This window comes from Clavibacter capsici (assembly GCF_001280205.1).
GTDB lineage: Bacteria > Actinomycetota > Actinomycetes > Actinomycetales > Microbacteriaceae > Clavibacter > Clavibacter capsici.
Genome location: NZ_CP012573.1, coordinates 587313 through 599168, shown reverse-complemented (window position 1 = coordinate 599168; position 11856 = coordinate 587313). Strand labels below are relative to the sequence as shown.

The following is an 11856-nucleotide window of genomic DNA, read 5'->3' as shown; positions in this document are numbered from 1 at the left end:
CCCGCGCGGTCGGCCGGGCGGGGTTGAATGGACGGCATGACCCTCGCGATCGGCCCGACGACCGGCGACGACCTCCACCTCGTCTCCCTCAACGTGCGCATGCCCTGGCACGGCACCCGCGAGGGCGAGGCCGACCACTGGCCCGAGCGCCAGGAGGTGCTCACGCGCTTCCTGCAGCAGGAGCGGCCCACGGTGCTCGGCGTGCAGGAGGCGCTGTGGCCGCAGGTGCAGGCGATCGAGAAGGCGCTGCCGCCGTCGTACCGCATGGTCGGGCAGGGCCGCGAGGGCGGCAGCCACGGCGAGCACGGCGCGATCTTCTACCAGGCGTCCCGCCTCACCCTCCTCGAGCACGACGTGATGTGGCTCTCGGACACCCCGGACGTGATCGGCAGCATGACGTGGGGCAACCCCATGCCGCGGATCCTCACCTGGGCCCGCTTCCAGGACGAGGCCACCGGCCACCCGCTCGTCGTGCTCGACACGCACCTCGACCACGACGTCGCCGAGGCGCGCGACCGGGCCGCCGAGGCCATCGCCGAGCTCGTCCGCACGCGCTTCGCCGGCATGCCGCTCGTGCTCATGGGCGACTTCAACGCGCCCGTCGACTCGTTCCCCTACGACGTGCTCACCCGCCGCGCCGGCCTCCGCGACTCCTGGCTCGACACCGCGCGCCAGGCCACCCCCGCGTTCGGCACGTTCCCCGACTACCGGCCGCCGGTCGTCGACGGGCCGCGCATCGACTGGATCCTCGTGAGCGACCGCGTGGACGTCCGCGCCGCCGCGATCAACGACTTCGCCTGGCGCGGGCGGATGATGAGCGACCACCTGCCCGTGCAGGCGCTCGTGCGCCTCAGCTGACCCCGTCGGCGCGGCCGACGCGGACCGCCATGCGTCCGGCAGCGGCCGGCGGGCCTCGTAGCCTGGGTGGATGACCACCGCACCGAAGGTATTCGCCATCCACGAGAACCCCGAGTGGTTCGGGCCGTTCGCCGCAGCGCTCGACGCGCGCGGCGTGCCGTACGAGGAGTGGCTCCTCACCGACGGGGTGCTGGAGATCGACGAGGCGCCGCCCGAGGGCATCTTCTGGTCGCGGATCAGCGCCTCGGCCCACACGCGCGACCATGCGCTCTCCAAGGACTACACGCGCGCGCTCATGTCGTGGCTGGAGGCGCACGGCCGCCGCACGGTCAACGGCCGCCGCACCATCGAGCTCGAGGTGAGCAAGGTCGACCAGCTCACCGCGCTCCGCGCCGCGGGCATCGAGGTGCCGCGCACGCGCGCCGTGATCGGCAGCCACCGGATCGTCGAGGCGGCGCGCGGCCTGCCGACGCCGTTCATCACGAAGCACAACCAGGGCGGCAAGGGGCTCGGCGTCCGCCGGTTCGACAGCGTCGAGGAGCTGGCCGCGTACGTGGAGGGGCCGGACTTCGAGGAGCCGCAGGACGGGATCACGCTGCTGCAGGAGTACCTGGAGGCCGCGACGCCGCGGGTGACGCGCGTCGAGATCGTGGGCGGGCGGTTCGTCTACGCGATCCAGGCCGACACCGCGCGCGGCGGCTACCAGCTCTGCCCCGCGGACGCCTGCGCCATCGACCCGACGACGGGCGCGCTCGTGATGCCGCCCGGCGCGACCATCGCGCAGCAGCCGGGCGACACGATCTTCTCGCTGCGGGAGGACATCACGGCCGACCACCCGCTCGTGGAGCGCTACGTCGCGTTCCTCGCCGGGCTCGGGATCGAGGTGGCCGGCATCGAGTTCATCGAGACCGCCGACGGCCGCCTCGTGACCTACGACGTGAACACGAACACCAACTACAACGCCGGCGTCGAGGCGGTCGCGGACGCGTCCGGGCCGGGCGCGGTGGCGGAGCTGCTCGAGCGCGTGCTGCGGGAGACCTACCCCGGGGCGTGAGCGCCCGGCGGCGTCAGGCCGTCGGGCCGCCGTCCTCGGGCGCGACCGCGGAGGTGGACGCGGGAGTGGCGGCGCCCTCCTCCTCGGCGATCTGCGTGTGGTGGTGGATGACCTCCGCGACGATGAAGTTCAGGAACTTCTCCGCGAAGGCCGGGTCGAGCCGCGACTCCTCGGCGAGCGCGCGGAGGCGGAGGATCTGGCGGCGCTCGCGCTCGGGATCCGCCGCGGGCAGCCCGTGCGCGGCCTTGAGCCGGCCGACCTGCTGCGTGAACTTGAACCGCTCGGCCAGCAGGTGGACGAGCGCGGCGTCGATGTTGTCGATGCTGCCGCGGATCTCCCCCAGCTCCTCGAGGGCGGTTCGGGCGTCGTCGTCGAGGGGCGCCCCTGCGGGGCCGGTGTTCTCAGGCATGGCTCGACCCTACCGATCGGGGCCGGGACGACGGAGGCGGGCGTCCCCATCGGGGACGCCCGCCTCACGGGTCGTGCGGGTGCGGATCAGTCGACGATGGAGATCGTGACCTCGATGTTGCCGCGGGTGGCGTTGGAGTACGGGCAGACCTGGTGGGCCGCGTCCGCGATCTCCTGGCGGCGCTCGGGCGCCACGTTCGGGAGGTAGACGTCGAGCTCGACCGCGAGGCCGAAGCCGCCCTGCCCGTTGTCGCCGATGGAGACGCTGGCCGAGACCTCGGCGTCCTTCGTGTCGACGCCGGCGTTCTTGCCGACGAGGTGGGTGGCGCCGAGGAAGCAGGCGCTGTACCCGGCGGCGAAGAGCTGCTCCGGGTTCGTGCCCTCGCCCGAGCCGCCCATCTCCTTGGGGGGACGGGTGTCGAAGTCGATGCGGTCGTCCTCGCTGCGGACGTGTCCGTCGCGTCCTCCGCCGGAGGCGTGCGCGATAGCGGTGTAGATGGATTCCATGGATCCATCAGACCACGTCGGACCTGGGAGCGGGCGCCGCTCCCCATGGACGTTCGCGGCACGGACGGTGGACCGCGGGCGAACGCCGGCGGTGGCGCGCGCGGGGTCCCGGGCGCGTCGGCGGGCACGTCGTGCCGGCATGCATCCGGTCAGGGCAGGAGGCCCGAGCGGTAGCCCCAGACCACGGTCTGCAGGCGGTCGCGCGTGCCGAGCTTGGTCATGATCCGGGTGAGGTGCGACTTCACGGTGCTCGTCTCGATCACGAGCCGGCCGCCGATCTCGTCGTTGGAGAGGCCGTCGCCGAGGAGACGCACGATGTCCTGCTCGCGCGGCGTGAGCACGTCCGCGCCCGGGTTCACGGCGCTCGCGGCGCGGCGGCGCGTGAACTCGGCCATGACGCGGCGCGTGGTGACGCCGTCGAGGGCGGCCTGCCCGGCGGCGAGGGCGCGGACGGCCTGGATGAACTCGTCGGGCTCGGCGTCCTTGAGCACGAAGCCGCGGGCGCCGGCCTCGAGGGCGCCGAAGACGTACTCGTCGAGGTCGAAGGTGGTGGCGACGAGGACGGCGGGGGCGGGATCCGCGCGGGCGGCGTCGTCGTCGGCCCCCGTGATCGCGCGGGTCGCCTCGATGCCGTCGCCGCCCGGCATCCGGACGTCCATCACCACGACGTCGGGTGCGAGGCGGCGCACGAGCTCGACGGCCTCGCGGCCGCCCGACGCCTCGCCGACCACCTCGATCCCGCCCGCCGTCTCGAGCACCACGCGGAAGCCCGCGCGCACGATGGACTGGTCGTCGACCAGCACCACGCGGATCACGCGGCGCCCGCCCGGCCGGCGGCGACGGGCTCGACCGGGAGCTCGAGGCGCACGCGCCAGGTGCCGGATCCGGTCGGGCCCGCCTCCAGGTGCCCGCCGACGAGCGCAGCCCGCTCGCGCATGCCGACGAGGCCGTAGCCGGGGGCGCCGGCGGGCGCCGTGGCCGGGAGCCGGTTCTCGACCTCGAGGGCGAGGCGCGTCGGACGGGCGTCCAGGGTGAGGGTGACGGCGGATCCCGGCGCGTGGCGGCGCGCGTTCGCCAGGGACTCCTGCACGGTGCGGTACGCGGTCACGTCGGCGAGGGGCGCGAGCGCGGGGAGGTCCCCCGACGTGCGCTCCTCGACCTCGGTGCCGGAGGCGCGCGCCGCGTCGACGAGGCCGCCGACGTCGGCGAGGCCGGGGACCGGGTCGGTGCCGCGGTCCGCACCGCCGGTGGGGCCGTCGTCCGTCTGCCGCAGGATCCCGACGATGGAGCGCAGCGCGTCGAGGGTCTCGCGGCCCTGCACCCGGATGCCGCGGAGGGAGTCCTTGGCGAGGTCGGGATCGAGGTCCACGAGCCGCTCGGCGGCGCCCGCCTGCACGACGAGGGCCGTGAGGTGGTGCGCGGCCACGTCGTGCAGCTCGCGCGCCATCCGGGTGCGCTCCGCGGAGACCGCGGCCCGGGTGAGCGCGGCCTGGTGCTCGAGCGACTCCGCCGCGCGGGCCAGCGTGTCGCGGTCGTGACGGCGGCGCAGGGCGACCCAGGAGCCGACGGCGGCGCTCGCGACGGCGATGAGGATCCCGCTGACGAGGATCGAGGTCGCCGAGACGACCGTGTCGACGCCGAGGCGGACGTCGACGGAGTCGGGCACGAGCAGCGCGCGGACGTGGCCGGTGGCGGCGAGGACGGCGCCCACCGCCTCGATGCCGACGGCCGCCGCGACGACGCGCACCGCGGATCCGGCCGGGAGCACCGCCCCGACCGTGTAGGCCGCGACGACGGGCGCCGCGGCCCAGAACCCGAACTCCGGCGGGAGCACCGCGATCAGGGCGGCCTGGAGCGCCGACACCGCCAGGAGCGTCGTCCGCGGGCGCCGTCTCCGGGCCGCGAGGGGCGCGCACTGGACGAGGGCGATGGCCGCGATGACCGCCCCCTGCGCCGGGGACATGGTGCGCAGGGTGCCGTCCGCCCAGACGAGCGCGGCGAGCACCCCGAGGAGCAGCACCGTCATGAGCGCCCAGGCGGCCGCGGCGGCCGCGTCGCGTCCGTCGTCGGTGCGGATCCCGAGCCGGTCGAGGCCGCGCCGGGCCCGGTCGCCGAGGGCGACGACGGGCCGGCCGGCCGTGGGACGGCGGGGCGGGACGGGCGCGCCGTCGACCGCGGGGGGCGCGGGCGTCGGATCGGTCACGCTCCGAGCATGCCAGGCGGGCCGGCCGCCGCCGCCGTCGCGCATCAGTAGCTCACGCTCGGCGCGAGCAGGCGGAACCCGATCGCGAAGGCCGCGACGCCGATCAGCGCGACGAGCACGAGCGCGCGGCCCACGACGATCCACAGCCCGCGCCGCGAGCGGACGGCCTGCCACACGGCGAGCGCGGCGGGGATCACGGCCAGGACGCCGACCACCTGCAGCGCCTGGAGGGTACGGAGCGTGCCCGCGCCGACGTCCACGAGGGAGAGCGCCTGCACGGCCGCGGCCGTCCAGCCGAGGAGCGCCACGAGCGTCACGGCCTGCCCGATGCGGGACAGCAGGAGCGTGCGGCTGCGGCGGGGGCGCGGCGTCGCCACGGCGTCGTCGGCGGAGTCGGCGCGGGCGCGGCGACGACGGCCGAACCCGGCGACGGCGGTGACCGGCCACACGACGACCGAGACGAGGAGCACGGCCACGGCGGCGAGCAGCCCGGGGATGGCCGTCGAGGCGACCTGCCACGGCTCCGCCCGGAGGAGCGTGAAGGACGCGCCCCACGCGATCGCGTCGACCGGGCCGCCGTCGGCGGAGGCGCGCGTCGCGATCACGGCGTCGCCGCCGACCTCGCGCCACAGGTCGTCGCCCACCTTCTCGTAGACGCCCGTCGTGACGCCGAGCGGCTTCGGGGTGATGGCGACGGTGCCGTCGGCGCGCGGCACGATCTCGGTCTGACCGCTGAGGTTCAGCAGCGCACCCGGGTTCGAGAACGGCGAGCGGGAGGAGAGCCAGGTGCCGGCGAGCGCGGCGGCGGCCTCGGGGTCGCCCTGCGGCGCGGGAGCGGACGCCGCGGCGCCGTCGTCCTCGCGCAGGTAGCGGTCCGCGAAGCCCTGCAGCACGGTCGTCCGGAGCTCCAGGGTGTCGACGGCGTCGCGGCCGTTGCCGTTGAAGGTCACGAAGATGCCGGCGTCGCTGTCCGGGAACATGCGCATGGCCGTGTGGAAGACGTTCGTGTCGCCGTCGTGGCCGAAGGCGGGGACGCCCGGCGTGCTGTCGTCGAAGAAGCCGAGGTCCATGCGCTGGCCGGCGGCGAGGGTGCCGAGCTGGTCGGCGCCGAGGGCCGGGCGGTGCATCTCGTCGAGCGTGGCGGGATCCAGCAGGGCCTGGTCGGCCGGCAGGTCGCCGAGGTGGCCGAGCATGAAGCGGGCCATGTCGGACGCGGTGGCCGAGAGCGCGCCGGCGGGGGCGGCGTTCACGACCTCCGTCGGGTACGCCGGCTGCGTGTCGTCGGGGTAGCCCTTCGCGAGGCGCGCGTCGAGGTCGTCGGGGAGCGGCTGCGCGAAGGACGACGAGGTCATCCCGGCGCGGTCGAGCACCTCCTCCTGCAGGAGGTCGACGAACGGCTTCCCGCCCACGCGCTCGGCGACGTAGCCGGCGAGGCTGGCGCCGTAGTTCGAGTACGCGGGGGTGGTGCCGGGCGCGAAGACCTGCTCCGGCGGATCCGTGCGCATCACGTCCCCGAGGTCCCGCTCCGAGCCGGGCGTCCCGATGAGGCCCGTGATGACCTCCTCGAAGCCGGACGTGTGGGTGAGCAGGTGCCGCAGCGTGACCGCGCCCTTCGGGGTGTCGAGGTCGAAGTCGAGGTACTGCTGCACGTCGGCGTCGAGGTCGAGCCGGCCCTCCTCCACGAGCTGCATGACCGCGGTCGCGGAGACCACCTTGGAGACGGAGCCGACGCGGAAGAGCGTCCGGTCGGGATCCACCGGGCGGGCCGGGGTGCCCTCGGTGCCGGTGTCGGCGAGGCCGTAGCCGCGGGTGGTGAGCACCTGCCCGTCGGCGACGACCGAGACGGCGGCGCCGGGGATGCCGGTGGTCGGCAGCGCCGAGCCGACCGCGCCGTCGAGCCACGCGTCCACGTCGGCCTTCGTGAGGTCGTGGCCGCCCTGCTGGTGCTGCGGCGGGGCCGGGGGCGGCGGATCCGCGGGGGTCGCGGTCGTGGCGGCGCCCGCGGCGAGCGGGATGGCGACGGCGAGCGCGAGCGCGCCGACGGTCGCGGCGAGGCGACGGGAGCGGCGCCCGCGGGGCGGGGCGGCGGAGGTGGAGCGGGGTGTCGTGTCCATGCATCCCACGCTCCCGGCTGGCCGGCTCCCGCACAGGGCGCGGGAGTCGGCACCTCGGTTGCGACTCGAGTCGCAAGGCGGATGGTCCCGGGTCAGGCGTGGGCGACGAGCTCCACCTTGAAGCGCTCGGCGTCCTCGAGGAACGCGGCGCGGTGGTCGGGTCCGCCGGCGAACGGGTGGCGGTCGGCGTAGAGGGGGGCGCGACCGGCACGCGACGTGCCCGGACGCCGTATGGTGAGCCCGTCGCCCCGGATCGTCGGGGCCGAACGACGCGCCGCCCCGACGTCCGAACGTCACGTGCGCGAGCTGGTCCACGATGCACGCGCCGCCGCCGACCCCGGCCCGGCGCGCCGCCCGCAGGAAAGGGCGCGGTTCCCCGGCCGATCCCGACGCTGCGTCCCGCCACACCGATGTGCACCTCCCGGAGGCACTCCATCCCCCTCGTCCGCTGCTACCCCGCCGTCGACGCCTCGCGCGTCCACGCCAGCGCACCGCCACCGCCCGCGGAGGCCGACCCCGGCAGCCGCAGCTACCTCGACTTCGCCGTCGTCGCCGAGCACGACGGCCCCCACAGGATCGCCGTCACCTACGACCACCGCGCGCCCTCCCCGCTGGCCCTCGGCTTCGCGCTGGACGGCGCGCAGACCCGCACGGTGCGCTACCCGCCGCTCGCCGCCGGCACCACGCACCGGACGTCGGTCGTGGACGTGGAGATGCGGCGCGGGCCCGGCGTGATCCGCCTGGCCGAGGGGCCGGAGGACGCCCGGCTGCACGTGCACTCGCTCCGGGTCACGCGGATCCCGCCGCGCGAGGAGGCGGAGGCGGGCACCGCTGCCCCGACCGCATCCGGCGCGTCCGCGGCGGATGCGGACGAGCACCCGCGCACGCACTCGTGCCCGGTGGAGGCTGACGCCGCCTAGCCGTCCCGCTGGGTGGGCGGCGCACGCGAGCCCGCGCCCCGTGCGCCCGGCTCAGCTCGCGGGCGGGGTGCGGAACAGGACCGGCCGCCCCGCGTGGGCGGCGATGCGGGCGTCGAGGCCGGCGCGGACCGCGGGCCACTCGTCGGCGAGGATCGAGTGGATCGCCGCGTCGCGCCAGGTCCCGTCGGCCCGGCGCTGGTCGCGGCGGCAGACGCCCTCGAAGGTCGCGCCGAGCTTGAGGATCGCGGCGCGCGAGTGCGCGTTGACCGCGTCGGCCTGCAGCTTGACGCGGCCGAAGCCGGAGTCGAAGGCGAGGCCGAGGAGCAGGCGCTTCGCCTCCGCGTTGACGACCGTGCCCCAGACGCGGGGGTCGTACGCGGTCCAGCCGAGGTGGGCGCGCTCGCGGCGGACGTCGAGCTCGGTGAGGCTCGTGGTGCCGACGAGCTCGCCGTCGTGCGGGCCGCCGACGAGGATCACGGCCTGCGGCAGGTCGTCCCAGCGGAAGTAGCCGCGGGCCCACTCCGCGAACGCCCGCGCGTCGGCGGGCAGGCCGGCCGGGCCGCCGCCGAAGCCGCCCGCGAAGACCGCCGGGTGGCCGATGGCCGCGTGCAGGGCGGGGACGTGATCGGGGGTGAGCGGCTCGAGGCGGACGTGGGTGCCGACGAGGGGCGCGGGCGCGGGGACGGTGGCGGTCACCCGGCCAGCCTGGCAGACGCGCGGCCGGGACCCGCGGGTGGCGCGGGCCCCGACCGGGCGGTGGATCCGGTCAGCTGCCGGTCGTGGGCGCGGGCGTCGTGGCGGGCGCGTCGCCGGACTGCTGCGGGGCGGCGGGAGCGGTCGCGCCGCCCCGCGCTCCGGGCGCCGCGGGGCCGGCGGGCGGGGTGGGCGCCGTGCCGTCCGCGCGGACCGGCGGGGCGGGCGGGGCGCACCCGTCGGCGGGCGGGGCGGGCGGCGTGGCGGGGGTCCCGTCGGCGTTCGTGGGCGGCGTCGGCGGGGTCGGCGGGGTGGCCGGGGTCCCGTCCGCGTTCGTCGGCGGGGTCGGCGGCGCGACCGGGGTCCCGTCGGCGTTGGTCGGCGGCGCGGGCACGGTGGCCGCGGATCCGTCCGCGTTCTTCGGGGCGCCGGCGGCGTCGGCGGGGTCGCCGGCGTCCCGTCCGCGTTCGTCGGCGGCGCGGGCACGGTCGCCGGCGTCCCGTCCGCGTTCGTCGGAGGCGTCGGGGGCGCGGGCGGCGTGGATCCGTCCGGCAGCGCGGGCGGCGCGGGGCAGGTCGCGGTCGTGCCGCTCCCGGATCCGGCCTGGCCCGTGGTGTCGCCGCCGTTCCCGTCGGCGAAGGCCGCCGAGGAGAAGAGCGCGACGAGGCCGAGGGAGGCGCCGGCGATGCCGACGGCCATGCCCGCGCGGCGCTTCCGCGGAGCCGGCTTCCCCGTGCCGCGGCCCTTCTCGAAGACCGTGATGGTGTCGTCCATGGTGTTCCTTCCGTGTCCGCCGCGGCGCGGGGTGCGCCGGGTCGGTAGGACCAGGCTCCGCAGCGGATCTGAAGTCCTGCTTAAGTTCCGCGCCCCACGCGGACACCCCGCCGGATGCGTCCATCCGCGCCTCCTACAGTCGGCACATGCTCCCTCCCGCGCGCGTCCTCGTGGTCGAGGACGACGAGGCCATCCGCGCCGCCGTCGTCTCGACCCTCACCGCCGAGCGCTTCGTCGTCCGGGGCCTCGCCTCCGGCGTCGAGCTCGAGGAGGAGGTGAAGGGCTTCCTGCCCGACCTCGTGGTGCTCGACTGGATGCTGCCCGGCCCGAGCGGGATCCGCCTGGCCGAGGGGATCCGCCGCTGGAGCGACGCGAGCGTCATCATGCTCACCGCCCGCGACGCCGTCGAGGACCGCCTGCGCGGCTTCGGCCAGGGCGTCGACGACTACATCGTGAAGCCGTTCGCGCTCGCGGAGCTCGTGGCGCGGGTCGGCGCGGTGCTCCGGCGGCGCGGGCGGCTCGCGAGCGTCGTGGAGGTCGGCGACCTGCTGGTGGATCCCGACTCCGGCCTCGCGCGACGCGGCGGCGAGGTGCTCGACCTCACGTCCATCGAGTTCCAGCTCCTCGCCTACCTCGCCGCGCACCGCGGCCGCACGCTCTCGAAGACGCAGCTGCTCACCCAGGTGTGGGGCTACGACGACGCCGACCCGAACCTCGTCGAGGTCCACATCAGCGCGCTCCGCAAGAAGATGGAGGCGAAGGGGCCGCGGCTCCTGCACACCGTCCGCGGGCTCGGCTACCGGGTGGACGCGTGAGCGCCCGCACCCGCGGCCGTGCTCCGGCCACCGCCCCGGACGGGCCGCTGCGCACCGGGTCCCTCCGCACCCGCACGGTCCTCGCGGTGCTCGCGCTCCTCGCGGTGCTGCTCGTGGCGCTGTCGCTCACGGTGCAGGCGATCCTCGGCGCGGAGCTGCGGCAGCAGATCCAGGACCGGCTGGCCGACCGGGCGTCCGCCGCGGCCGCGCTCGTGGGCGTGCTCGACGACGACGCGCTCGCGCAGCGGCTCTCCGCGCAGGGCGTGGCCGTGGAGATCACGAGCCCCGACGGCGGCGCGGTCTCGGCGCGGCCCGGACCGGATCCGCTCGGCGGCACGCTGCCCGGGCCGGACCCGCTGGACGGCGCCCCCGGATCGGCCACCACCCCCGACCCGGCGCCCGCGGCACGCGCCGCGCGCTCCGACGCCGTCACGGTCACGGCCAGCTCCGTCAGCTCGACGTCCGACGGGATCACCCTCCGCTCCGACCTCAGCGACGGCACCGTGCTGGCGCTCTCGGCGGGCACCGGATCCGTGGACGACACGCTCGCCTCCCTCGGCGGCATCCTCGCGGTCGCCTCGCTCGCGTTCCTCGTGCTCGCGGCCGCGGCCCTCGTGCTCGTCGTGCGCCGGACCCTCCGGCCGCTCGAGGACATGACGGGCGTCGCCCGCTCCATCGGCCGCGGCGACCGGGGCCGCCGTCTCCGCCCCACGCGCCCGACCACCGAGCTCGGCCGCACTGCCGTCGCCTTCGACGAGATGCTCGACGACCTCGAGCACGCCGAGCGCCAGGCCCTCGCCGCCGAGGCGCGGATGCGCGCGTTCGTGGCCGACGCCGCGCACGAGCTGCGGACGCCCGTCGCCGGGATCCGCGCCTCCGCCGACGCCCTGGTGCGCGCGGACCCGGGCGCCGAGGAGCGCGAGCGCCTGTCCGTGCACGTCGTGCGCGAGGCGATCCGCGCGGGTCGCCTGGTCGACGACATGCTCACGATGGCCCGGCTCGACGAGGGCCTCTCGGTCGAGGGGCGCCCGCTGCCCGTGGCGCCCGCGATCGAGGCGGCGGTCGCGCAGCAGGCGGCGCGCACGCCCGCGACGCGCGTCGTCGCCGACGTGCGGGGCGCTCCCCCGGCGGTCCGCGCGGATCCCGACCGGCTCGCGCAGGTCCTCGACAACCTCCTGCAGAACGCGGCCCGCTACGCGGCCTCCGAGGTGCGCGTCGAGGCGGAGGCGGCCGACGGCGCCGTGCGGATCACGGTGGCCGACGACGGCCCCGGCGTCCCCGACGCCGACCGCGAGCGGATCTTCGACCGCCTCGTGCGCCTCGACGACGGCCGCGACCGCCAGCACGGCGGCGCCGGCCTCGGCCTCCCCATCGCCCGCGCGCTCGCCCGCGCCCAGGGCGGCGACCTCGTGTGCCTGCCCGCCGCGCCGGGCGCGGGCGCGCGCTTCCGCCTGACGCTGCCGGTGGATCCCCCGACGTGACACGAGTCTCGGGCGACCGCGAGGGGGTG

Annotated in this window: 12 protein-coding genes; 5 read left to right on the top strand and 7 right to left on the bottom strand. The window is 76.6% G+C overall.

Annotated elements, in window-relative coordinates; all coding sequences use genetic code 11:
* Window positions 1–36: 36 nt before the first annotated feature.
* Window positions 37–858: an endonuclease/exonuclease/phosphatase family protein gene (locus AES38_RS03030; protein WP_242430692.1), complete on the top strand. Its 822-nt coding sequence runs from the start codon at window positions 37–39 to the stop codon at window positions 856–858.
* 70 nt (window positions 859–928) lie between these two features.
* Entirely contained in the window at window positions 929–1912 is a 984-nt protein-coding gene (locus AES38_RS03025; protein WP_053773725.1) for an ATP-grasp domain-containing protein, read from the top strand.
* 13 nt (window positions 1913–1925) lie between these two features.
* On the opposite strand, the gene AES38_RS03020 is transcribed toward AES38_RS03025, so the two are convergent.
* From AES38_RS03020 to AES38_RS03000, 5 genes are all read right to left on the bottom strand, one after another.
* The gene (locus tag AES38_RS03020) at window positions 1926–2321 is read right to left on the bottom strand and encodes a chorismate mutase (protein WP_053773724.1); all 396 of its coding nucleotides are present in this window, start codon (window positions 2319–2321) and stop codon (window positions 1926–1928) included.
* A gap of 86 nt (window positions 2322–2407) precedes the next feature.
* Window positions 2408–2827 carry an organic hydroperoxide resistance protein gene (locus AES38_RS03015; RefSeq protein ID WP_053773723.1) on the bottom strand — a complete coding sequence of 140 codons (420 nt, stop codon included), beginning with the start codon at window positions 2825–2827 and terminating at the stop codon, window positions 2408–2410.
* Window positions 2828–2976: 149 nt separating this feature from the next.
* Complete coding sequence (locus AES38_RS03010; RefSeq protein WP_053773722.1) at window positions 2977–3642, bottom strand: response regulator; 666 nt, start codon at window positions 3640–3642, stop codon at window positions 2977–2979.
* Window positions 3639–5030: a sensor histidine kinase gene (locus AES38_RS03005; RefSeq protein WP_053775638.1), complete on the bottom strand. Its 1392-nt coding sequence runs from the start codon at window positions 5028–5030 to the stop codon at window positions 3639–3641. The genes AES38_RS03010 and AES38_RS03005 overlap by 4 nt, the downstream gene beginning before the upstream one ends.
* Before the next feature lie 44 nt (window positions 5031–5074).
* Window positions 5075–7144, bottom strand: a complete 2070-nt coding sequence (locus tag AES38_RS03000) for a serine hydrolase domain-containing protein (RefSeq protein WP_053773721.1) — start codon at window positions 7142–7144, stop codon at window positions 5075–5077.
* A 410-nt stretch (window positions 7145–7554) separates the two neighbouring features.
* Between AES38_RS03000 and AES38_RS02995 the strand changes: the two genes are divergently transcribed.
* Window positions 7555–8064, top strand: a complete 510-nt coding sequence (locus AES38_RS02995) for a hypothetical protein (protein WP_053773720.1) — start codon at window positions 7555–7557, stop codon at window positions 8062–8064.
* Between the two features lie 51 nt (window positions 8065–8115).
* Here the strand turns inward: AES38_RS02995 and AES38_RS02990 are convergent, their stop codons facing one another.
* Both AES38_RS02990 and AES38_RS16160 read right to left on the bottom strand, forming a co-directional pair.
* Window positions 8116–8760 carry a GNAT family N-acetyltransferase gene (locus AES38_RS02990; RefSeq protein ID WP_053773719.1) on the bottom strand — a complete coding sequence of 215 codons (645 nt, stop codon included), beginning with the start codon at window positions 8758–8760 and terminating at the stop codon, window positions 8116–8118.
* 70 nt (window positions 8761–8830) lie between these two features.
* Window positions 8831–9151 (bottom strand): hypothetical protein, encoded by a 321-nt coding sequence (locus AES38_RS16160; RefSeq protein ID WP_256998845.1) that lies wholly within the window; start codon window positions 9149–9151, stop codon window positions 8831–8833.
* 526 nt (window positions 9152–9677) lie between these two features.
* Here AES38_RS16160 and AES38_RS02980 point away from each other — a divergent pair.
* Entirely contained in the window at window positions 9678–10346 is a 669-nt protein-coding gene (locus AES38_RS02980; RefSeq protein WP_053773718.1) for a response regulator transcription factor, read from the top strand.
* Window positions 10343–11827 carry a sensor histidine kinase gene (locus tag AES38_RS02975; protein WP_053773717.1) on the top strand — a complete coding sequence of 495 codons (1485 nt, stop codon included), beginning with the start codon at window positions 10343–10345 and terminating at the stop codon, window positions 11825–11827. The genes AES38_RS02980 and AES38_RS02975 overlap by 4 nt, the downstream gene beginning before the upstream one ends.
* Window positions 11828–11856: the final 29 nt, after the last annotated feature.

Excerpts from the sequence above, each read along its gene's own strand:
- AES38_RS03030 (WP_242430692.1), top strand. The coding sequence starts at position 37 with ATGACCCTCGCGATCGGCCCGACGACCGGCGACGACCTCCACCTCGTC.
- AES38_RS03025 (WP_053773725.1), top strand. The coding sequence starts at position 929 with ATGACCACCGCACCGAAGGTATTCGCCATCCACGAGAACCCCGAGTGG.
- AES38_RS03020 (WP_053773724.1), bottom strand. The coding sequence starts at position 2,321 with ATGCCTGAGAACACCGGCCCCGCAGGGGCGCCCCTCGACGACGACGCC.
- AES38_RS03015 (WP_053773723.1), bottom strand. The coding sequence starts at position 2,827 with ATGGAATCCATCTACACCGCTATCGCGCACGCCTCCGGCGGAGGACGC.
- AES38_RS03000 (WP_053773721.1), bottom strand. The coding sequence starts at position 7,144 with ATGGACACGACACCCCGCTCCACCTCCGCCGCCCCGCCCCGCGGGCGC.
- AES38_RS02995 (WP_053773720.1), top strand. The coding sequence starts at position 7,555 with ATGTGCACCTCCCGGAGGCACTCCATCCCCCTCGTCCGCTGCTACCCC.
- AES38_RS02980 (WP_053773718.1), top strand. The coding sequence starts at position 9,678 with ATGCTCCCTCCCGCGCGCGTCCTCGTGGTCGAGGACGACGAGGCCATC.